Source organism: Roseibium sp. RKSG952, from assembly GCF_009711355.1.
On the sequence record NZ_SMMF01000955.1, the window covers coordinates 126,768 to 147,229 of the forward strand.

The following is a 20,462-nucleotide window of genomic DNA, read 5'->3' on the forward strand; positions in this document are numbered from 1 at the left end:
CCGCCGAATATGACCAGATCAAAGGGGTCAACCGGTATGACGCGAGAAACCATGTGTTGTCCTTACCTTGCAACCAGAAGCATGTCCAATGTTAGCGCCACCATTCAAAAGGTTTTCCTTCATCAAAACTCTGTCAGAACACTTTCATGCGCCTTAACTATCCCCAGACAACAAGCTACATCAGGCAGATACAGCCAACGAACCGGAAGCGGAATGAAAGACAACGCCCCACAGATCGCCAATATCGGCAAGTTTCAGAACAAATTGGTGACAGCGGACGGCCAGACTCGCGCTTCGGTCGAATTCAGCAATCCTGAAACGCTATGGTTCAATACCGGCACCTTGTGCAACATCGAATGTGTGAATTGCTACATCGCAAGCAGCCCAACCAACGATGCGCTGGTCTACATTACTGCGGCTGAAGTGTCAGACTATCTAGATCAGATAGAGGAGCGTGAATGGCCCATTCGCGAAATCGGGTTTACCGGTGGCGAGCCATTCATGAATCCGGAAATGATCGAAATGACCCGCGCGGCATTAAAGCGCGGCTATGAAGTGCTGATCCTGACCAATGCTATGCAGCCCATGATGCGACGCAAGATGCGTGAAGGGTTGCTGGAACTGCAAAAAGAGTTTGGTGACAAGCTCACCCTGCGCATCTCAGTCGATCACTATAAACCCGAGCTTCATGACGAAGAACGCGGCAAAGGCAGCTTTGCAAAGACCGTTACGGGTATGCAGTGGCTGCGTGACAACGGGTTCAAAATGGCTATCGCCGGGCGCACAGTCTGGGGTGAAAGCGACGCTGAAAGCCGCACTGGATATGGGGCGTTTTTTGAGCAAAACAAATTTGATATCGACGCACAGAACCCGGGGATGACGGTTCTTTTCCCCGAGATGGATGAAAGCGTTGAAGTACCCGAAATTACGACCGCCTGCTGGGGAATTCTGGATAAATCCCCGAATGCCGTTATGTGTGCCAGCGCCAGAATGGTCGTGAAACGCAAAGGTGCCGAGAAGCCAGCCGTTCTGGCCTGTACCCTGCTGCCCTATTCACCTGAGTTTGAAATGGGACATACGCTTGCCGAGGCAGAGGCTGACGTTCATCTAAACCATCCGCATTGCGCCAAATTCTGTGTACTTGGCGGTGCCAGTTGTTCGGGCTGAGGATCAGTTCACCCTGAACTCACCCACCATATTGCGCCATTCTCCCGGCGCGATCATCTTGCGATGCGTAAACCTGACCGAGTGTAGTGGCCCATCGATTTCTCTTTGCCAGAAATCAATGAAATCGAACAGTTTGGGATGATCGGGTGCCAGGTCGTATTCCTGCCAGATGAACGTGTTCAGAACGTGTATATAGTCGGGCATGTGATAGTAGAATTCTGCCGTCGTCAGCCCGTACCCCTTAAGCATTAACTCTGTTTCGCTTTGCTCCATGCAGACCTCCAATTTCATGCAAGGTCTCTTCATGGTAGCACGAAAACCCCCTAACCCTTAGTTAACAATATGTTACTCAGGCGTTACGCTTGTTTTTCGCATGCAAAATCGTTGCTTGCTTGCACCTTATGTGCTGGGTCTGATAAGGTACATCCACAAGATATAGACCCTGCACAAAGAACGGGCAGTTTACGTGAGCGATACGCCAGAAATTCCTGAAAACATGGATGAAACCCCACCGGAGCGCCCTGTTTACGACGGTCCGACGGTCTCAATCGAATCCGAGATGCGCACTTCGTATCTCGATTACGCGATGTCGGTCATCGTGTCCCGCGCGATCCCTGATCTGCGCGACGGGCTGAAACCTGTACACCGCCGCATCCTCTATGCGATGCACGAAACAGGAAACACCCACGACAAGGCCTATCGCAAATCGGCCCGTCCGGTTGGCGATGTGATGGGTAAATATCACCCACACGGCGACAGCGCGATCTATGATGCGCTGGTCCGGATGGCGCAGGACTTCTCGATGTCGCTGCCGCTGCTGGACGGTCAGGGCAACTTTGGTTCGATGGACGGCGATAACCCAGCGGCCATGCGTTACACCGAAGTACGGATGGACAAGCCCGCCGCGTCCCTGCTGGCCGATATCGAAAAAGAAACAGTCGATTTTCAGGACAACTACGACGGCAAGGACAAAGAGCCGACGGTCCTGCCCGCCCGTTTTCCGAACATGCTGGTCAACGGTGCCGGTGGTATCGCCGTGGGTATGGCGACGAACATCCCGCCGCACAATCTGGGCGAAGTGGTCGACGCGACCTTAGCACTTATCGACGACCCGGATCTGACGTCCGAGCAGTTGATCGAGTACGTCCCCGGCCCCGACTTTCCGACCGGCGGCGTCATGCTGGGTCGATCCGGCGCGCGCAAAGCTTATCTGGAAGGCCGTGGCAGCGTCATCATTCGCGCCAAGACCCGCGTGGAAGAACTGCGCAAGGATCGCTATGCCATCGTCGTGGATGAGATCCCCTATCAGGTGAACAAAGCTTCGATGATCGAAAAGATCGCCGAAGCTGTGCGTGAGAAGCGTATCGAAGGCGTCAGCCATGTGCAGGACGAATCCGACCGCAATGGCGTACGAGTTGTTGTGGAACTGAAGCGTGACGCGACACCCGAAGTGGTTCTGAACCAGCTTTATCGTTTCTCGCCGATGCAAACCTCGTTTGGCTGCAACATGCTGGCTCTGAACGGTGGTAGACCTGAACAACTGACTCTGCGTCGGTTCCTGACCAGCTTCATTGATTTCCGTGAAGATGTTGTTGCCCGCCGCACTGCCTATGACCTGCGCAAGGCGCGGGAACGCAGCCATATCCTGTGTGGCTTGGCAGTGGCCGTGTCCAACGTTGATGAGGTCGTTGCCACGATCCGCTCGTCTGCCGACGCCGCCGAAGCGCGCGAAAAACTGATGACCCGTCGCTGGCCTGCGGCTGAGATCGAAAGCTATCTGCGCCTAATCGACGATCCTCTGTCCAAGATGAACGATGATGGCACCTATAACCTGACAGAGGTTCAGGCCCGTGCAATCCTGGATCTTCGCCTGCAACGACTGACCCAACTGGGCGTCAAAGAGGTCACGGACGAGCTGGAAGAACTGGCCGCCAAGATCAAGGAATACCTTGATATTCTGTCCTCGCGCGAGCGGATCATGTCGATCATCGGCGATGAGCTGCGCAGTGTACGCGATCAATTCGCAGTGCCGCGTCGCACCCAAATCGTCGACTGGTCCGGCGACATGGAAGACGAAGACCTGATCGAACGCGAAGATATGGTCGTGACAGTCACCTCGGGCGGTTACATCAAGCGTACACCGCTGGCTGACTTCCGCGCCCAGAAACGCGGCGGCAAGGGCTTGTCCGGAATGCAGACCAAGGAAGAGGACGTGGTCACCACTCTCTTCGTGGCGAACACTCATACGCAGCTTTTGTTCTTCACCACCGACGGAATGGTCTACAAGCTCAAGACCTGGCGCCTGCCGCAATCGGGACGCACCGGTAAAGGCAAGGCGATCGTCAATATCCTGCCCATCCCGACAGGCGTTTCCATCGCGGCGATCATGCCGGTGGATGTTCCTGATGAAGAATGGGAGAACCTGCAGATCGTCTTCGCAACCAGCGCAGGCGACGTACGTCGCAATGCGCTGAGCGACTTCACCAACGTCAAACGTAACGGCAAGATCGCTATGGACCTGCCGGAAGACGTGGAACTGGTAAACGCGCGTATCTGTTCGGAAGACGATGACGTGATGCTGGTCACCAACTCAGGCCGCGCAATCCGTTTCCAGACGACGGATGTCCGTGTCTTCAAGGGCCGTAAATCCACCGGTGTACGTGGCATCAAGCTGTCTAACGGCGATCGGGTCGTATCGATGTCGGTGATCCGCCATTTTGACGCAACCTCTGACGAACGCGCCGCATATCTGAAGATGCGCCGCGCGGTCGCCGGCCTGACCGACGATGCCGAAGCTTCGGACGAAGAGGCCAACGAAATGGCCACGATCAGTCAGGAACGCTATGCGGAAATGTCTGCGGCCGAAAACCTGCTCCTGACCATCACCGCTGGCGGTTCCGGCAAGCTCAGCTCGTCTCATGACTACCCGGTTCGTGGCCGCGGTGGCATGGGGGTCGCTGCCATGGACAAAGCCATGCGAGGCGGTGAGCTTGTGGCGTCGTTCCCTGTTGAAATCGACGATCAGATCATGCTGGCCACGTCCAAGGGACAGTCGATCCGAGTGCCGGTCGAAGGCATTTCCTTCCGGTCGCGGTCGGCAGGTGGTGTTAAGGTGTTCAATACCGGCAAGGGCGAAGAGGTCGTCAGCGTTGCCTGGATCGCCGATCAAGGCGAGGAAGGCGGCGAGGAATAGGCTCGCCAGAAGCTAAGCAAAAGGGACCAATGTGACTGCTCACATTGGTCTTTTCTTTTCCATCTAAGGCTTGCTCGGCCTTAGACTGTCAAACCATGCCATCACCTCGACGGGCCACCATTTGGGCACCCGATGGCCCCCTTGGAATCCTAGGACCGAGATCGAGCTATCGCCCGGGCAACCGGCCCACGCCCGCTGATCGAAATCCTCTTTCCGTAAAACATCCGCTGTCTCGCAACCAACCAGTGCCGCCAGACTGTCGACAACTTCCACCGCCCCCATATACCCGGACCACCCCGGCTTGGGGGTGGAACCCCCGAACGGAATGACGGAATCGTCATAGCCGTGCGTGTGCAGCATATCAAAGTCGAAACCTGAATGAGCGCACGGACCTAGCTGATCACGCAGGGGTGTGCCGTTAATCGGGGCAAATGCGCGAAAACGCGGATCGCGTTCAGCGCAGGCCAGATACCACGCGAACGATCCCCCTCGTGAGTGACCGGCAACCACTATTCGATCAGGATCAAGAGGAAACCGCTCCACCGCATCCGTGATCACATCCGAGCTAAAGCCGAAATCGTCCCGCTCATCCGGACCCAAGGCCCAGACCCAGCCGGTACCCGGCCCGTTATAATAGGAAATCTCAAGCGCTGTCGGCGCGATGAAAGCATAGCCGTGCTCGAGAAAGGGCTGAACCAGATCGATGTCCTGAATCGAGCCCTGGCCGGTGCCTCCGGAGCCGTGAAAGTAAAGTACTGCGGGAAATGGCCCCTCGCCCCGGGGAAACAGCGCGCTGTATTGACGTTCCCCAACTTTACAAGGCGCGCCAGTGCCGCCGCATTCATACGACTGATACAGGAGCCGAAAGCGGATCTCAGGATAGTAATCGCCCACAGTTATCGAAACGGCTAGCACCGCAACGAGAGCTGCAACTAATCGTAGGATGACGACTCTTTTTCCTAACCTCACAATTTGTAGAGGCCCGAAAACTTCTCCTCAAGATAGCTCAGCAGCGGTTCAGGTCCGTGTTCAACACCACTAGCACGGCGAATGATGTCCCGCGGCGCATAAAGGCCACCGTATTGCTGCACATTCTCGCGCAGCCATCCTGTTGCACCAGAAGTGTCGCCCTTGGCCAGTTGCGCATCCAGATCCGGTACAGCGGCGCGCAGCGGCTGATACAGGCATCCGGCATAAACATTGCCCAGAGAGTAAGTCGGGAAGTATCCGAACAATCCTACTGACCAGTGAACGTCCTGCAGGCAGCCGTTTGACGGCTTGTCCACCGCATAGCCGAAATCGGTGTTGAAACGATCATTCCATGCTGCCTCAAGATCACCGACAGACAGGTCGCCCGACATCAATGCCCGCTCAAGATCGAAACGGAGCATGATGTGCAGGTTGTACTGCACCTCATCCGCCTCGGTTCGGATGTAGCCATTATGAACCCGGTTGACCGTTGCATAGAACGCATCTGCATCTGCTATTCCAAAATCACCGAATATTTCGGTCATCTGCCCGAACAGCCAGCCGGTAAACGCACGCGAGCGGCCCAGTTGGTTCTCGTAAATCCGGCTTTGGCTTTCGTGCACACCCATCGAAACACCACGACCCAGCGGTGTCAGCGCGTAGGCCGGGTTGATCCCCTGCTCATAGGCTGCATGGCCAACCTCGTGAATGGTGGAGTAAAAACAGTTGAACGGATCGGTCGCGCTGGTCCGCGTTGTGATCCGCACATCCGACCCGCTGCCAGAACTGAACGGGTGCACGGCTTTATCAACGCGGCCCTTGTTCAGGTCATAGCCGAACGCCACAGCCAGTTTCTGAGACAGACGCATCTGGTCCAGCTCATCGAATGTACCAGACAAAGCCTGAGGTTCGGGTTGGTCCAGGACAGCAGCACGCAGCTCGACCAATCGAGGACGCATTTGGTCAAAGATCGCGGCGATCTGATCGCCCGTTGTATAAGGCTCATAGTCTTCGACCATGGCGTCATAGATATTTCCGCCTTGCGCCAGCGCGGCACCTTCCTCGCGCTTCAGTGCAACAACCTCTTCCAAAACTGGCAAAAAGGCTGCAACGTCTTCATCGGCTCGCGCTCGTGCCCACTTTCCCTGCGCGGCGGAAGTCACGCGCGCAATAGCCTTCGCCAGGTCAGCAGGAACTTTGATTGTACGCTCGTATGAGCGCCGGATTTCTCGCAACTGGGCTTGTCCCGCCTCGCAACTGGTTTCTGCTTTTTCCAGCCAATCGGCGACGCGCGGATCGGACCGCCGCGCGTGCAACACAGCCTCGATCGCCGCCATTTCTTCGGCACGTTGCGGGGCAGCTCCGCGTGGCATCACCGTCTCCTGGTCCCAGCCAAGCCGACCGGCAATCTGCCCAAGGGCCGAGGTTTCACGCTGATAAGCCATCAGATCGTCAAATGCAGTCATTTAAGTCATGCTCCACGAAGCGAGGTTGCAATAGGATAAGCAGTCAGGAAACGCGCCCGCAGGATCAGTGTCCAGACCACAACCGCAAGGAACTGGTGGAAAATGGCGATCTGCCACGGCGCGCCGTAAACGACCGTCAGAATGCCAATCACCACCTGTAGCGCTAGGGCCGCAAATGCTGCGTTGAACGCAAACCGGGTCTGAGGATGAGCACTGGTGCTGCCGCGACGCCAGACGACAATAGCAAAGGCAAACAACAGGTAACCCGCGCAGCGGTGAATGAACTGCACCAGCCCGGGGCTCTCGAAGAAATTGCGCCACATCGGCTCCAACATCGCCGCATCTGGCGGCAGCAACTGCCCCCCGATCAACGGCCAGTCAGTGTATGAGCGACCGGCATCGATACCGGCGACCAAGGCCCCGATGAGTATCTGCAAAAAGGCAAAGTGCATCAGGCCGGTCGACAGGGAGAACAGTTTTTCCTCTTTCGCACGCCGGGCCTGCATCAGATCGCGTTCCTCGCGACCCAACATAAAGATGTACCACGCAAGATATCCAAGGATCACAAAGGCCAGTCCCAGATGGATCGCCAGCCGATAGCTGGCAACAGCGATCATGCCCTCGCCTTGGGTCACGCCCGAGGCCACCATCCACCAACCAACAGCCCCCTGAACACCGCCCAGAATGCCAGGGACCAGCAATCGTCCGGTCCACCCGGCCGGGATCTTACGCGCCACAAGGAAACCAAAGAACCCGATGGCCCAGATCAGGCCAATCACACGGCCCAGCTGACGGTGACCCCATTCCCACCAGTAGATGAATTTGAAATCATTCAGCTCCATCCACTGGTTCTGAATGCGCCACTGGTCGATCTGTTTGTACTTGTCGAACTCCGCCTGCCAGTCGGCCTCATTCATCGGAGGGATCGCACCGGTGATCGGGCGCCATTCAGTGATCGACAGGCCACTATCGGTCAAACGGGTCAGGCCACCCACCGCAATCATTACGACTACCAGCGCAAACAGGATCATTAACCAGATCCGAATGGCCCTGCGGGCACCACCGCGTCCGCGGTCGATCATACCCGGTTGTACAGATTGTTGTTTTTCGTTGTCTGAGACTTCTTCGAAGATGCTGCGCTTACCGCTCATGCTGTCCTCATGTCCTGGATTTCATCGCAAGCTAGGGCCAAGGGGTGGCAAGGTCCAGCCTCAGCCCTTGTCCTTCCAGCGGACCATCTGACGCATGATCCCGTGCAGCATCTGCACATCCGCCCGCGTCATGCGCATCCGTGACCACAGATTGCGCAAATTGGTCTTCATACCCTCGGCCTTTTCAGGAGGATAAAAGAACCCCGCCTCTTCCAGCCGGTCTTCATAATGCTCAACCAGCTTCTCGACTTCGATCCCGGTGGCCCAGTCACCTTTGCCCAGATCAGTGGCCTCATGCACCACATCGCCGGTCTGCCGCATCCACTCATAGGCAGTCAGCAATACACATTGCCCAAGATTAAGCGATGCATACTCCGGGTTCACCGGGACCGAGATAATCGCGTTCGCTTTGGCGATATCCTCATTCTCAAGCCCTGCCCGTTCCGGCCCGAAAAGAACCGAGACCTTCTCGCCTGCTGCAACCTTTTCAGCAGCGATCTGCATCGCACGTTCCGGACTATATACCGGCTTGGTCAGCCCGCGCTGACGCGCTGTTGTGGCAAAGACGAACGTGCTGTCAGCCAATGCTCCGGCAAGATCATCAAATAGCTGTGCTTCATCCAGCAGTCGCCCCGCGCCACTGGACATCGCAACAGCCTTGGGGTTCGGCCATCCGTCGCGGGGCGCCACGATCCGCATCCGGTCCAGCCCGAAATTCCACATCGCGCGCGCGGCTGCGCCGATGTTCTCACCCATCTGGGGGCGCACGAGCACAAATGAAGGCTGAGATCTGTCGCTTGGCATGGCTTTCTCCGAAAACTCCGCCTGCTCTAATCCTCGTACCGACGCAGGGCAAGGCTCTGCGACAAGCATTTAACCCTGCCAGAGGTATAAAAGTTTGCTTCCCCGTCGCAATCCGCTAAACCCCGCCAAAGACCAAAGCGAAGGATGCGCCAATGGACACCCCCGAGCAGCCACAGATTTACCTGATTACCCCTCCGTCGATCGAACTGAGCCGTTTTCCCGATCGGCTGGCCCGGGTTCTGGATGGGGCCGAGATTGCCTGCATCCGTATGGCGCTTGCCGGAAGCGACGAAGACGCCATTGCACGCGCAGCCGATGCCTGCCGCGAAGTGGCCCACGCGCGGGATGTGGCGCTGGTCATTTCCAACCATGTTCTGTTGGCACAGCGCTTGGGTTTGGATGGGGTGCATCTGGACGACGCGGCCCGATCGGTACGTGCAGCGCGCAAGGAACTGGGCGCTGATGCAATTGTTGGTAGTTTTTGCGGCAACTCCAGCCATGATGGCATGACCGCTGGGGAAGCGGGTGCAGATTACGTCGCCTTCGGACCTGTTGGCAGCACATCACTGGGCGATGGGACCCTTGCTGAACGTGATCTGTTCCAGTGGTGGTCTGAAATGATCGAAGTGCCGGTTGTGGCCGAAGGTGGTCTGACCCCAGAGATCGTGCGCAGCCTGACACCCTGCACCGATTTCTTTGGCATCGGAGAAGAGATCTGGTCCGAAGACGATCCTCTCGCCGCGCTGAACACTCTGATCACAGCGATGGCTTAGATCGGCAGATACGGCCCCAGGCTCAAATATACCCCGATCAACGCGATCATCATCGAGGCCAGGATGGATATCCGGCCTCGGTAGCGATGTGATCCACGCGAAAGTAAAAGCGTCACGAAATATGCGCTGATCATAATGGCCAGCATCGCAAGCAAGGCCCCAGACAAGTAACCCAGCAGCGCTGGTGGGACTCTGTCAGGTGGAATTCCAACTTTGGACAAGGAATCCGACAGCGCGATCCCATGTGGTAACGCTGCGAGAAAAACGAGAAATACGCGCAGAAAGCCCAGACGCCTTGCAAACAGGTTCCACACCGCGACGACGACGATCGTAATCGGCAGAAGTTGCGCAGACGCCGCCTCGGAAACCCCAATCATCTGGTAGGTCCCCAAGGTCGCTGCTGTCGTCACACCCAAGACCATAATCAAATATTGGATCAAAGCTGGCCGCGCCCTGACGGACAGAAACAGCATTGCCAGAACAAATATAATCTGTTCGGGCCCATGTGGCAGAACACGGCTGATCCCTTTTGGAAAATATGTCTCAAGTGTCTGTCTGGCATCCAGTCCGGCTCCACCTTGCAGTGGTATCAGCGGACTGGTCTCTCCCCCATCCAGATAACCGGTGTACGGGGCGTCAACACCCTGTTGTTTGAGCACCATTGGTCCGCTGTCAGCGGGCCAGGTCAGACGCAGAGCACTTGCGCCTGACGGCAACTCCCCGGTCAACAAAACCCGGGAAATTCGAACTACATCTGGATTACCCACGACAGGAATCCGCGAACCTTCATAGGATAACTCAATCGGCCCGTTGGCATCGACTTGCAGAGTTCCTTTCCAGGAGTTGATGAACTCGTGCAGTTCAGATTCCAGTTCCGTCGATACCAAACGCCGAAGTTCTCTGTAGCGCGCAGACCGCAAAGCCTCAGAAGGATCACCACCGACCAATGCGGCTTCGGCATTCATACTGATATCCAGAAACAACCTATCCCCATCAACGCGAAAATCGACAACCGTTGGGGAAGCAGGTTGCGCTGTGACTTGCTGTGACCAAGTAAGCAAAGCCGTAAAAAACAGTATAAAAATCAGGCAGAAACGAAGAATAATTGTCAGATCGACAATGCTTCTCATGCGCAATGAACCATCAAAGAAACGAACTCAACTCTCATTAGTATTGATTGTTGAACCGATTGCATTTGATGGCAAGCCCAAACGTGAATTCCTGTTGGCGGTAACGATCTGACTTGCACGTCCATCAGGCCTGCGGCATGACAGCGACATGACACAGACCAGTGAAATCCTTTGCATCGGTTCCGTCCTTTGGGATGTTATCGGCAGATCAGCCAGTCACATGCGGCAGGGATCGGACGTGCCCGGTCGCATAACGCGCCTTCCAGGCGGTGTTGCCATGAATATCGCGATGACTCTGGTTCGATTTGGCATGACCCCTACTCTCCTCACCGCAATCGGGCGCGATCCCGAAGGGGATGAATTGGTTCATGCCTGCTCCCGCCTGGGAATGATCACAGACCACATCTACCGTTCTCAGGATTTGCCCACCGATCGCTATATGGCTGTCGAAGGTGCAAATGGTTTGATCGCAGCCATTGCGGATGCTCATTCATTGGAAGCAGCTGGCGCCAAGATCCTGCGTCCCTTGATGCATGGGCCACTGGGGTATGAAAACACTCCATTCGAAGGTCCAATTGCCTTGGATGGCAACCTGACGCTGGACCTGTTGGAAGAGATCGCCCAAAGCCCGGCATTCGCCAAAGCTGACCTGCGCGTGGCACCTGCCTCCCCCGGCAAAGCAGAACGCCTTCTGCCGTTTTTGAAACATGCCCGTGCAACACTCTACGTGAACCTCGAAGAAGCCGGGCTACTGTGCCAACGCGAGTTTTCCGACTCCGAAAGTGCCGCCAATGGATTGCTGGAACGCGGCGCTCTGCGGGTGCTGGTGACTGATGGCGGCAATTCAGCGACTGTCGGCACAGCTTCGGGCGTCCTTACCCAAACACCCCCATCCGTTCTTGTTACGCGCGTAACAGGTGCGGGCGATACATTCATGGCAGCTCATATAGCTGCCGAAGCCAATGGCGCTGCCAGCGACGAGGCCCTGACCCGCGCTCTGCACGCTGCCGCAACTTACGTTTCCGGAGAAACCCCACTGTGATCGACATTCAATACTCTGCCGAGGTTCGCGCTGCAAAAGATGCGGGCAAACCAATCGTTGCGCTGGAAAGCACCATCATAACACACGGCATGCCCTACCCTCAGAACATCGAGGTTGCTGCGCAAGTCGAACAGGATATCCGCGACGCTGGTGCGGTTCCCGCCACCATGGCCGTGATCAAAGGCAAACTGCATGTTGGGCTGGAAGCGGACCAGCTGCAGGATCTGGGAAAGGCTCAGGGCGTTGCCAAAATTTCGCGCGCCGACATGGCCGCCTGCATCTCCTCTGGTGGTACCGGCGCCACCACGGTTGCCGCGACCATGATCGCTGCGCACTATGCCGGTATCGAGGTCTTTGCGACAGGTGGCATTGGTGGCGTTCATCAGGGCGCCGAAACTTCGTTCGACATATCGGCTGACCTGCATGAGCTTGCACAGACACCAGTCACCGTCGTGGCTGCGGGTGCCAAGGCAATCCTCGATCTGGCCAAAACACTGGAAGTGCTGGAAACACTGGGCGTTCCCGTCATCGCCCACGGTCAGAACGAATTCCCCGCCTTCTGGTCCTCAAAATCACCCTATGCAGCCCCATTGCGCATGGATAGCGCTGATGAGATTGCCCGGGCACATGCCACGCGCCGCGCGCTGGGCCTGCCAGGAGGACAGCTTATCGCCAACCCGATTCCGGCGGCAGATCAAATCCCAACCGAAGAGCTTGCCCCTATCATTGCCTCCGCACAGGCCGACGCCGACACACACAGGATCACGGGCAAGGCAGTTACGCCCTACCTGCTGCAGCGGATTTTTGAACAGACCGAGGGTCGTTCGCTGGTCGCGAACATCGCATTGGTACGGAACAATGCGCGTCTGGCAGCAGGTATCGCCCGAGCTTTGGCAGAACAGGCCGAGTAGCCAACTGGGATTTAAGCTATTGTACCAACGCCCCGGACTACTTAACTAATTCCGCAAACCGCTCGGATCCGTAATGAACACACCGTTTGACGAAGAACCTCAACGCCGCCCCGGCCTGTTTTCCCGGCTTCGCGGGTCCTTTCTGACGGGTATCGTCGTCATTGCTCCGGTTTGGCTGACGGTCTGGTTGATTTGGTCGGTGGTCGGATGGATCGACAGCGCGGTGCTGCCGCTGGTTCCACAGCGTTTCCAGCCCGAGGAATATGTCGGGATCAACCTGCGTGGCGTTGGCGTAATCATCTTCCTGATCTTCACCATCATCGTCGGCTGGATTGCCAAAGGCATTCTTGGCCGCTCGCTGATCCATTTTGCCGAAAGCCTGGTCGACCGTATGCCTGTCATTCGTTCGGTCTATTCGGGGATCAAACAGATTTCCGAAACGGTATTTGCACAGACTGAACGGTCTTTCGAAAAGGCCTGCCTCATCCAATATCCGCGCCGCGGTATCTGGGCGATCGGATTTGTCTCGACCACGGCGAAGGGCGAGGTCAGCGATCGCGCCGAGACCGGAGGCGAACTGTTGAGTGTGTTTGTACCAACAACGCCAAACCCGACATCCGGATTTCTACTATTTTTCCCGGCCGAGGACGTCATCCTTTTGGATATGTCTATCGAAGAGGCAGCAAAACTGGTGATTTCGGCCGGCCTTGTCTATCCGAATGACAAGGACCCAACACAGCCACCCGAGTAGTCAGCCGAACATTGCGGGCAGATCCACCGTACTGCGTTCGCCCAAATCTTCCTTATGCTCACTCAGAAAACGATCCGCAGCCTCGCGACCCGCTTTCTTGAGTTTGTGAAGGATGACCGGGTTTGGAACGGTTTTGGTGGCGACAGACAGGCTGTTCATCAAATCGTTATCCGCGATCATATGAACCAGTACCCGGCTCATCTCGCCTGCTTTAAGCTTGCCGTCCTTCAGCAGCCGTTGAACGAAGTTGATTGCTCGCAGTTCGCGGAACAATGAAGAGTTAAAGCTAATCTCGTTGATCCGGTTCTGGATTTGCTGCGGGGTCTTGGGCACTTCATCCCGCTCCAGCGGATTGATGTTCACAACGACGACATCATCGGGCAAATCGTCATTGAACAACGGATAAAGCGCCGGATTACCGGTATAGCCGCCGTCCCAATATGCTTCGGTGCGTTCTGTCTCGGGATCGAAGATCTCAACCGCCTGAAACAGGTTCGGCAGACAGGCAGACGCCAGGATCGCATCGGTCGAAACTTCATGGCCCGTGAAAACCCGTATCTTGCCACTACGCACACAAGTGGCGCAAACGAACAATTGCGGGCCTTCGTCGGCGCAAATCTCATCAAAGTTGAAACGGTCAACCACCGAAGTCAGTGGATTGTGATAGAACGGCCCATAAGCATAGGGTGAAACCATTCGTGACCAGGTGTCTGCCACAGAAAACGGTAGCGAGTATTCCATGGCCTGAGCGATCTGTGCAGGCTCCATCCCGCTAATCCAGTTCGCGATGCGCATATCACCCACTGCGCCCATACGCTTCCACAGACCATTCAAACACTCCCGCGCCCCGTCGCGGCCCGCATGGACCATCCCGGATTTGAAGGCCGCCCCGTTTAGCGCCCCGGCTGAGGTGCCCGTGATGGCCGCAACCTCAAGATCTTCCTCGTCCAGCAGACGATCCAGCACGCCCCAGGTAAACGCGCCATGCGCACCTCCACCCTGCAATGCCAGATTGATTTGTTTCATTTCCCGGTTCTTTCCCGCCATTACCCGTAAGCTATCGAAGGTTGTAGGGCGATCACAACGCCGTCCAGCCACCATCCACAGAAATCGTCGTGCCGGTGATCTGTGCAGCGGCATCCGAACACAGGAAAACTGTCGTCCCGCCCAGCTGCTCGACGGTGGCAAACTCTTTCGATGGCTGCCGTTCCAACATGACGTTCTTGATCACGTCTTCGCGGCTCATGTCGTATTCCTTCATCGTGTCGGGGATCTGCGCCTCGACCAAAGGAGTCAGCACATAACCCGGGCAGATGGCATTGCAGGTGATCGGCTCCTGCGCGGTTTCAAGCGCAACGGTTTTGGTCATGCCGACCACGCCGTGCTTGGCGGCCACATATGCCGCTTTGAAAGGCGAAGCCGTCAGACCATGCGCTGACGCGATATTAACCACACGCCCCCAGCCAGCTTTTCGCATCATCGGCAGGGCCGCTGCCATGGTGTGGAAAGTCGAGTTCATGTTGATCGCGATAATCGCATCCCATTTCTCGACAGGAAACTGATCGATTGGTGAGACGTGTTGGATACCTGCGTTGTTGACCAGAATATCGCAGGCGCCTGCCTGTTCGATCAGCGCTCGGCACTCCTCACCTTTGGACATATCGGCCTTGATGTATCGGGCATTGGTTCCGGTTTCCTTGCCAATCTCAGCAGCCAGCGCATGATCTTCGTCGCGGTCCGTGAATGAGTTCAGCACGACATCCGCTCCGGCCTTGGCCAGTTCCCGCGCGACACCCAAACCAATGCCAGAGTTTGATCCGGTGATGATTGCTGTTTTTCCCGACAGGCTCATGAGGGCTCTCCAAATGACTCAGATTTGCCGACACAGTGCCATGCTGCACGTGCAAAGAAAACGGGGAAACATCACTCTTTCCGGATCACATCATCGCGCATTGCCATCGTGCAAATCAGGAAAACCCGACCACAAAAAAACGCCCGCACGAAGCGGGCGTTAAGTTATTGAGGCAGGTTTCATACAGGCAAGAAACCTATCGAGCAGTGCATCCTTTATAAGCAATTCCTTGCATTCATCCAAGCTAAAAGTTTGATAATATGAAAAATCATCGGTACGGTGAATCCCAACAAAATAAGGCCAGAGCAGGATTGTTTCCAAAATGAGCCAGGATTTTCTACACCCGTTTCGCTCTCTGATCACGGGAATCGCCACCATTTTCGCCGCATCGATGGCACATGCAGAATCGGCGCATGGCATAGCTATGTATGGGGACCCTGCTCTACCACCGGATTTTGTGTCTCTGCCCTATGCTAACCCTGACGCGCCCAAAGGCGGCAAGGTCGTGTTTGGAAATACCGGCGGCTATGACAGCCTCAACCCGTTCGTACAAAAAGGCACCTCTCCGTGGCAGCTTCGGTTCTGGACACACGAAGGTCTGATGGGTCGCTCCTGGGACGAACCTTTCACCCTTTACGGGCTGTTAGCCGAATCGGTTGAGACAGCTCCGGACCGTTCATGGGTCGAATTTACACTGCGAGAAAACGCGCGATTCTCGGACGACAGCCCCGTCACGGTGGATGATGTCATCTGGTCGTACGAGACATTGGGAACCGAGGGACATCTGCGCTATCGCGGCTTGTGGTCCAAGATCGACAGTATCGAACAGACAGGCCCCAGATCAGTTCGGATCACGTTCAATGAACCTGACCGCGAACTTGCGATGCTCGCCGGGTTGCGACCGATCCTGAAGAAAGACCAATGGGAAGGTAAGGATTTCGCCAGCGCCCAGCTGCACGACGTCCCGATTGGAACCGGCCCCTATGTGATCGATGACTATGAGGCCGGGCGCTATGTCAATCTGCGCCGAAACCCAAACTATTGGGGCGAAGATATTCCATTTCGTCGCGGTACCATGAACCTCGATGATATTCGGATCGAGTTTTACGGCGACCAGACCGTTCTGTTCGAGGCATTCAAGGCCGGAGAATTGTCAGCCGTCCGCGAATTCAACGCCGACAAATGGAATACGCAGTACAACTTCCCTGCCGTCCAGCGTGGTGACGTAATCAAAACCGAAATCCCACATGGTAAACCATCAGGAATGACCGGCTTCGTGATGAACACGCGCAAGGCCCCCTTTGATGACTGGCGCGTGCGTGAGGCCCTGTTGCTGGCCTTCAACTTTGAGTTCATCAACGACACCATCACCGGCGGCGCACAACCCCGGATCACTTCCTACTTCTCGGGTTCTGATCTGGCGATGCAGCCCGGGCCCGCAACTGGGCGCGTGGCTGAACTGTTGGAGCCTTATGCAGATGACCTTCTGCCCGGTACGATCGAAGGGTATGAACTGCCTCAGGGTGATGGATCTGCACGCAATCGTTCAAACATCCGTAAAGCGGCCAAACTCCTGGAGGAGGCTGGCTGGACCATTCAGGACGGTGTCTTGCGAAATCAGAATGGTGACACCTTTACGTTGACAGTCCTGCTGCAGCAGGGCGATAGCGACATGCAGACCGCTGTAGACATCTACTCACGCGCGCTCGAACGTCTGGGTATTCAGGTTCAAACCGAGACCGTCGATAACGCTCAATACACTGGTCGTGTCGCAGAACTTGATTTCGACATTACCCCATTCCGTCGTGCACTCTCGCTTTCGCCCGGCAACGAGCAACGTCTCTATTGGGGCAGCGAAGGTGCGGAAACGCCCGGAACCCGAAATCTGATGGGCGTAGCTTCACCTGCCGTAGACGGCATGATCGACGCCATGCTCGCCTCAGAAAGCCACGAAGACTTTGTTGCCGCGACGCGTGCGCTCGACCGTGTGCTGACCGCCGGTCGCTATGTTATTCCGATCTGGAGCTTTGATGTCGGTCGGATTGCCCACGCTAAAGAGCTGAAACAGCCAGAGAAGCTTCCGATTTACGGCGACGGTCCCGAATACATGCCACAGGTTTGGTGGTACGAGGATTGACGACCACGCTCTATTTCCATATTTCATGAAATATGGAAATAGAGATTCACGATAAGCTGGGCGCATTGGCGCATCCCAAACGACTGGACCTGTTTCGGCTGTTGATGCGGAGATACCCGGATTCTGTTCCAGCCGGTCAAATTGCTGAAGCGCTGGACCTTAAGCCCAATACCACGTCTACCTATCTCAACGCCCTCAAGGCGGCTGACCTGATCGAACAGAGCCGTCATGGCACCTCGCTGCAGTATACAGCCAAACTCCCGGCTGTTCGCGAGCTGTTTGGCGGTCTGTTGGGCGAGTGCTGCCAGAACCGACCCGATTTGTGCATCACCAGATCCGGAGATCCCCTCATGACCAGCTCTGACCGCGTTCTGAACGCCCTGTTCATCTGTACCGGGAACTCGGCCCGCTCAATCATGGCAGAGGCCATTCTGAACCAAGAAAGTAACGGCATCATTAGGGCTTTCTCAGCCGGAACAGCACCTTCTGGGTCACCGAATGCAGATGTTTTGGAACTGCTTCGACAAAAAGGATACGACACCGCCGATCTTCGTTCGAAATCGGTGGAAGAGTTTGCGGCAGAGGGTGCGCCGCAGATGGATTTTGTCTTCACAGTCTGCGACCACGCCGCGAACGAGGCATGCCCCGCTTGGCCCGGCCAACCGATGAGTGCGCATTGGGGACTTGCCGACCCGGTCAAAGCCCAGGGAACGGACGCACAGAAGAACCTTGCGTTTCAACAGGCGTACGGCCTGCTGAGAAACCGAATTACGGCATTTACCAGCCTGCCCTTCGAAACGCTCGACCGCATTTCGCTTCAACACAAGGTGGATGACATCGGCCGCATCACCGAGTGATCCACAAATCCACATACAGCCCAAGGATACCCCTTCATGAACATATTGGTTCTGTGTACCGGGAACTCTGCCCGGTCGATTTTGCTGGAATCGATCTTTAATCATACCGGCGACGGGCGGATACGCGCCTTTTCTGCTGGCTCGAACCCCACCGGCAGAGTGCATCCGCAATCTCTGACCCTGCTGAGCGCGCAGGGACATGACATCTCGGATGCTCGCTCCAAAAGTTGGGACGAATTTGCAATCGAAGGCGCTCCGGAAATGGACATGGTCATCACGGTCTGCGGGTCCGCAGCCGAAGAAACCTGTCCGGTCTGGCCCGGCGCGCCGGTACGCGCGCATTGGGGCGTGGAAGATCCCGCCGCCGCTGATGAGCCTGATTGGGATCAGGCATTTCGTACGGCCTATGACATCTTGGGCCGCCGGGCCGCAGCTTTGCTTGAATTGCCGGTAGAAACGATGGAGAGCGGCGAACTTTCTGCTCAGCTCAAGCGTATCGGAGGCATTCAATGAACGCGCGCAAGTACTTTGCTGAATTCCTCGGCACAGCTTTCCTGCTGATCGGTGTGGTTGGTTCGGGGATCATGGCGCAGACGCTTTCGGACGGAAACATCGCTCTGGCGTTGCTGGCAAACGCGATCGCCACGGGATGCATGCTTTATGCCATCATCACGACCCTGGGGCCGGTGTCTGGTGCGCATTTCAATCCTGCCGTGACCTTGGCCTTTGCCCTGCGCGGCGAACACCCCTGGAACGCGGTTGCCCCCTACATGGTGGTTCAGATCGCGGGCGGGATCGTTGGCGTCTGGGCCTCACACTACATGTTTGATCTGCCGATTCTTCAGACCTCTGAAACTCTGCACCGCACCGGGTCTCACCAGTGGTTTTCCGAAATCATCGCAACGCTGGGCCTGCTGTTCGTGATTTTCGGCGGAATTCGGCACAAACCGGACACTGTACCAGCGCTTGTGGGCCTCTATATCACCGGCGCCTACTGGTACACATCATCCACAAGTTTTGCGAACCCGGCGGTCACAATAGCAAGGGGGTTTACGGATACCTTTGCGGGCATATACCCTGCGCACATACCGATGTTCATCGTGATGCAGATTATTGCTGTGTTTATCGGGCACATAGTTCTGAATTGGCTGTTTCAGCCCGAAGAATAACGGACCGGCCGCCACTCACTTTCAAGCAGGTCCGAACGCCCGTTGCGGGATGTCCGCAGCGGGCAATTTTTTGCCACTTTGTTACGTTGCGTCAAGGTGCGACATTTTGTCATGTCATCTGCAACACCACCCCGTCCTTACCCTGTCTGGGGGAGAGCAGTCCTGAAACACGTACAAAGGAAAGCTCGCAGATGCTGAACTGGACTGATCTGACGCAAGACTGGAGTGCATCTTACGCGCGTGCCAAACGCCGTTTTCCGAACTTGCGCGACCGTGATATGGCGCGTGTCAAGAAGGACCGAAAACGGTTCGAAGCTTATTTGGCGGAGCGCCACCATCTGACTGTAAACGAAGCCCACGAAGAGGTAGAGGACTTTCTGTTCACGGAAGGACTGAACCGCGAACTGGCCAGCCGCTAGGCCAGAGATGTCACCCAAAGGATCGTAGCATCCTCGTCACTGACAGAAATCACATTGTGTCCCATGCTGCCGTCGTAATAGGCGCTGTCGCCTCGGCGCATCTCAACGGGTTCGTAGAACTCGGTATAGAGGCGGACAACGCCCGTCAGGACATACAGGAATTCTTCGCCGTCATGGCGCACCCACCCATCGAACTCTTCCATTGAACGGGCGCGAACGCGGGCGCGATATGGCAACATCTGCTTTTTTGTGAGCGCTTCAGCAAGCAATTCATGCTCGTATGTCGCGGTCGCGTGTGCTGTCCCTGCCCCCATCTTGGTCACTGCCATACGACCGATAACCTGATCACGCTCGGGCGGGGTGAAAAGCTGAGGCACTGAAATCTCCAGACCCGTCGCAAGCTTTTTCAGCGCGTCGTATGTCGGAGACATCTGACCATTTTCGATCTTGCTGAGCGTCGAGCGTGCAAGACCCGCCTGACTGGCTGCCTGCTCTAGTGTCCATTTGCGCGCCTTTCGCAGTTCGCGCACGCGGGCGCCAAGGTCTACGGGCTCAGGCTCGGTGCGGATACCGTTGTCACGTGCAATGCGGACGATGGATTTGTGATCGCGGCTGGTCATGCCCACGTCTATAGGGCCAGCGACCAGCGCTTGCAACGCGCGTTGCACAGC

20 protein-coding genes are annotated in these 20,462 nt (G+C 56.3%); 11 read left to right on the forward strand and 9 right to left on the reverse strand.

What is annotated here, in order from left to right; all coding sequences use genetic code 11:
- The first annotated feature begins 213 nt into the window (after positions 1–213).
- Complete coding sequence (locus E1297_RS37210) at positions 214–1,167, forward strand: radical SAM protein (protein ID WP_155147144.1); 954 nt, start codon at positions 214–216, stop codon at positions 1,165–1,167.
- A gap of 3 nt (positions 1,168–1,170) precedes the next feature.
- On the opposite strand, the gene E1297_RS37215 is transcribed toward E1297_RS37210, so the two are convergent.
- A complete protein-coding gene (locus E1297_RS37215) occupies positions 1,171–1,458 on the reverse strand; it encodes an usg protein (protein WP_244328019.1) in 288 nt (95 codons plus the stop codon).
- A gap of 205 nt (positions 1,459–1,663) precedes the next feature.
- Here E1297_RS37215 and gyrA point away from each other — a divergent pair, with 205 nt between their 5' ends.
- Positions 1,664–4,360 (forward strand): DNA gyrase subunit A, encoded by a 2,697-nt coding sequence (gene gyrA, locus E1297_RS37220; protein ID WP_155147248.1) that lies wholly within the window; start codon positions 1,664–1,666, stop codon positions 4,358–4,360.
- A gap of 63 nt (positions 4,361–4,423) precedes the next feature.
- On the opposite strand, the gene E1297_RS37225 is transcribed toward gyrA, so the two are convergent.
- The 4 genes from E1297_RS37225 to E1297_RS37240 form a co-directional block, all read right to left on the reverse strand.
- Positions 4,424–5,254, reverse strand: a complete 831-nt coding sequence (locus E1297_RS37225; RefSeq protein WP_155147146.1) for a hypothetical protein — start codon at positions 5,252–5,254, stop codon at positions 4,424–4,426.
- Positions 5,255–5,325: 71 nt separating this feature from the next.
- On the reverse strand, positions 5,326–6,795 hold the full coding sequence (locus tag E1297_RS37230; RefSeq protein ID WP_155147147.1) for a carboxypeptidase M32: 1,470 nt from the start codon (positions 6,793–6,795) through the stop codon (positions 5,326–5,328).
- Positions 6,796–6,800: 5 nt separating this feature from the next.
- Positions 6,801–7,946, reverse strand: coding sequence for a heme A synthase (gene ctaA / locus E1297_RS37235; protein WP_155147149.1), 1,146 nt, complete (start codon positions 7,944–7,946; stop codon positions 6,801–6,803).
- A 60-nt stretch (positions 7,947–8,006) separates the two neighbouring features.
- Positions 8,007–8,750 (reverse strand): RNA methyltransferase, encoded by a 744-nt coding sequence (locus E1297_RS37240; protein WP_155147151.1) that lies wholly within the window; start codon positions 8,748–8,750, stop codon positions 8,007–8,009.
- A gap of 152 nt (positions 8,751–8,902) precedes the next feature.
- Between E1297_RS37240 and E1297_RS37245 the strand changes: the two genes are divergently transcribed.
- The gene (locus tag E1297_RS37245; RefSeq protein ID WP_155147153.1) at positions 8,903–9,523 is read left to right on the forward strand and encodes a thiamine phosphate synthase; all 621 of its coding nucleotides are present in this window, start codon (positions 8,903–8,905) and stop codon (positions 9,521–9,523) included.
- On the opposite strand, the gene E1297_RS37250 is transcribed toward E1297_RS37245, so the two are convergent.
- The gene (locus E1297_RS37250; protein WP_196223492.1) at positions 9,520–10,488 is read right to left on the reverse strand and encodes a HupE/UreJ family protein; all 969 of its coding nucleotides are present in this window, start codon (positions 10,486–10,488) and stop codon (positions 9,520–9,522) included. The genes E1297_RS37245 and E1297_RS37250 overlap by 4 nt on opposite strands.
- Before the next feature lie 313 nt (positions 10,489–10,801).
- On the opposite strand from E1297_RS37250, the gene E1297_RS37255 reads away from it, so the two are divergent.
- From E1297_RS37255 to E1297_RS37265, 3 genes are all read left to right on the forward strand, one after another.
- The gene (locus E1297_RS37255) at positions 10,802–11,695 is read left to right on the forward strand and encodes a PfkB family carbohydrate kinase (protein WP_155147157.1); all 894 of its coding nucleotides are present in this window, start codon (positions 10,802–10,804) and stop codon (positions 11,693–11,695) included.
- Positions 11,692–12,606 (forward strand): pseudouridine-5'-phosphate glycosidase, encoded by a 915-nt coding sequence (locus E1297_RS37260; RefSeq protein ID WP_170330637.1) that lies wholly within the window; start codon positions 11,692–11,694, stop codon positions 12,604–12,606. Before E1297_RS37255 ends, E1297_RS37260 begins: the two co-directional genes overlap by 4 nt.
- Before the next feature lie 73 nt (positions 12,607–12,679).
- Positions 12,680–13,357, forward strand: coding sequence for a DUF502 domain-containing protein (locus E1297_RS37265; RefSeq protein WP_155147159.1), 678 nt, complete (start codon positions 12,680–12,682; stop codon positions 13,355–13,357).
- Here E1297_RS37265 and E1297_RS37270 read toward each other — a convergent pair whose 3' ends face one another.
- Together E1297_RS37270 and E1297_RS37275 are read right to left on the reverse strand one after the other, a co-directional pair.
- Positions 13,358–14,383 carry a patatin-like phospholipase family protein gene (locus E1297_RS37270; protein ID WP_155147161.1) on the reverse strand — a complete coding sequence of 342 codons (1,026 nt, stop codon included), beginning with the start codon at positions 14,381–14,383 and terminating at the stop codon, positions 13,358–13,360. It abuts the gene before it with no gap.
- Between the two features lie 52 nt (positions 14,384–14,435).
- Positions 14,436–15,209, reverse strand: a complete 774-nt coding sequence (locus tag E1297_RS37275; protein WP_155147162.1) for a 3-hydroxybutyrate dehydrogenase — start codon at positions 15,207–15,209, stop codon at positions 14,436–14,438.
- A gap of 322 nt (positions 15,210–15,531) precedes the next feature.
- Between E1297_RS37275 and E1297_RS37280 the strand changes: the two genes are divergently transcribed.
- The 5 genes from E1297_RS37280 (at position 15,532) to E1297_RS37300 (ending at position 19,791) form a co-directional block, all read left to right on the forward strand.
- Positions 15,532–17,346: an extracellular solute-binding protein gene (locus E1297_RS37280; protein ID WP_155147164.1), complete on the forward strand. Its 1,815-nt coding sequence runs from the start codon at positions 15,532–15,534 to the stop codon at positions 17,344–17,346.
- 32 nt (positions 17,347–17,378) lie between these two features.
- Positions 17,379–18,203: a helix-turn-helix domain-containing protein gene (locus tag E1297_RS37285; RefSeq protein ID WP_155147168.1), complete on the forward strand. Its 825-nt coding sequence runs from the start codon at positions 17,379–17,381 to the stop codon at positions 18,201–18,203.
- Positions 18,204–18,239: 36 nt separating this feature from the next.
- On the forward strand, positions 18,240–18,716 hold the full coding sequence (locus E1297_RS37290; protein ID WP_155147170.1) for an arsenate reductase ArsC: 477 nt from the start codon (positions 18,240–18,242) through the stop codon (positions 18,714–18,716).
- Positions 18,713–19,372 carry an MIP/aquaporin family protein gene (locus E1297_RS37295; protein WP_155147172.1) on the forward strand — a complete coding sequence of 220 codons (660 nt, stop codon included), beginning with the start codon at positions 18,713–18,715 and terminating at the stop codon, positions 19,370–19,372. Before E1297_RS37290 ends, E1297_RS37295 begins: the two co-directional genes overlap by 4 nt.
- A 191-nt stretch (positions 19,373–19,563) precedes the next feature.
- Positions 19,564–19,791 carry a hypothetical protein gene (locus tag E1297_RS37300; protein ID WP_155147174.1) on the forward strand — a complete coding sequence of 76 codons (228 nt, stop codon included), beginning with the start codon at positions 19,564–19,566 and terminating at the stop codon, positions 19,789–19,791.
- On the opposite strand, the gene E1297_RS37305 is transcribed toward E1297_RS37300, so the two are convergent.
- Positions 19,788–20,411 (reverse strand): helix-turn-helix domain-containing protein, encoded by a 624-nt coding sequence (locus E1297_RS37305; protein WP_155147176.1) that lies wholly within the window; start codon positions 20,409–20,411, stop codon positions 19,788–19,790. The two genes, E1297_RS37300 and E1297_RS37305, sit on opposite strands and share 4 nt — an antisense overlap.
- Positions 20,412–20,462: the final 51 nt, after the last annotated feature.

Bases quoted from the DNA above. Each gene is read 5' to 3' on its own strand.
- E1297_RS37210 (WP_155147144.1), top strand. From the start codon at position 214: ATGAAAGACAACGCCCCACAGATCGCCAATATCGGCAAGTTTCAGAAC.
- E1297_RS37215 (WP_244328019.1), bottom strand. From the start codon at position 1,458: ATGAAATTGGAGGTCTGCATGGAGCAAAGCGAAACAGAGTTAATGCTT.
- gyrA (WP_155147248.1), top strand. From the start codon at position 1,664: ATGGATGAAACCCCACCGGAGCGCCCTGTTTACGACGGTCCGACGGTC.
- E1297_RS37230 (WP_155147147.1), bottom strand. From the start codon at position 6,795: ATGACTGCATTTGACGATCTGATGGCTTATCAGCGTGAAACCTCGGCC.
- ctaA (WP_155147149.1), bottom strand. From the start codon at position 7,946: ATGAGCGGTAAGCGCAGCATCTTCGAAGAAGTCTCAGACAACGAAAAA.
- E1297_RS37240 (WP_155147151.1), bottom strand. From the start codon at position 8,750: ATGCCAAGCGACAGATCTCAGCCTTCATTTGTGCTCGTGCGCCCCCAG.
- E1297_RS37245 (WP_155147153.1), top strand. From the start codon at position 8,903: ATGGACACCCCCGAGCAGCCACAGATTTACCTGATTACCCCTCCGTCG.
- E1297_RS37250 (WP_196223492.1), bottom strand. From the start codon at position 10,488: ATGAATGCCGAAGCCGCATTGGTCGGTGGTGATCCTTCTGAGGCTTTG.
- E1297_RS37255 (WP_155147157.1), top strand. From the start codon at position 10,802: ATGACACAGACCAGTGAAATCCTTTGCATCGGTTCCGTCCTTTGGGAT.
- E1297_RS37265 (WP_155147159.1), top strand. From the start codon at position 12,680: ATGAACACACCGTTTGACGAAGAACCTCAACGCCGCCCCGGCCTGTTT.
- E1297_RS37270 (WP_155147161.1), bottom strand. From the start codon at position 14,383: ATGAAACAAATCAATCTGGCATTGCAGGGTGGAGGTGCGCATGGCGCG.
- E1297_RS37275 (WP_155147162.1), bottom strand. From the start codon at position 15,209: ATGAGCCTGTCGGGAAAAACAGCAATCATCACCGGATCAAACTCTGGC.
- E1297_RS37280 (WP_155147164.1), top strand. From the start codon at position 15,532: ATGAGCCAGGATTTTCTACACCCGTTTCGCTCTCTGATCACGGGAATC.
- E1297_RS37285 (WP_155147168.1), top strand. From the start codon at position 17,379: ATGGAAATAGAGATTCACGATAAGCTGGGCGCATTGGCGCATCCCAAA.
- E1297_RS37290 (WP_155147170.1), top strand. From the start codon at position 18,240: ATGAACATATTGGTTCTGTGTACCGGGAACTCTGCCCGGTCGATTTTG.
- E1297_RS37295 (WP_155147172.1), top strand. From the start codon at position 18,713: ATGAACGCGCGCAAGTACTTTGCTGAATTCCTCGGCACAGCTTTCCTG.
- E1297_RS37300 (WP_155147174.1), top strand. From the start codon at position 19,564: ATGCTGAACTGGACTGATCTGACGCAAGACTGGAGTGCATCTTACGCG.
- E1297_RS37305 (WP_155147176.1), bottom strand. From the start codon at position 20,411: ATGACCAGCCGCGATCACAAATCCATCGTCCGCATTGCACGTGACAAC.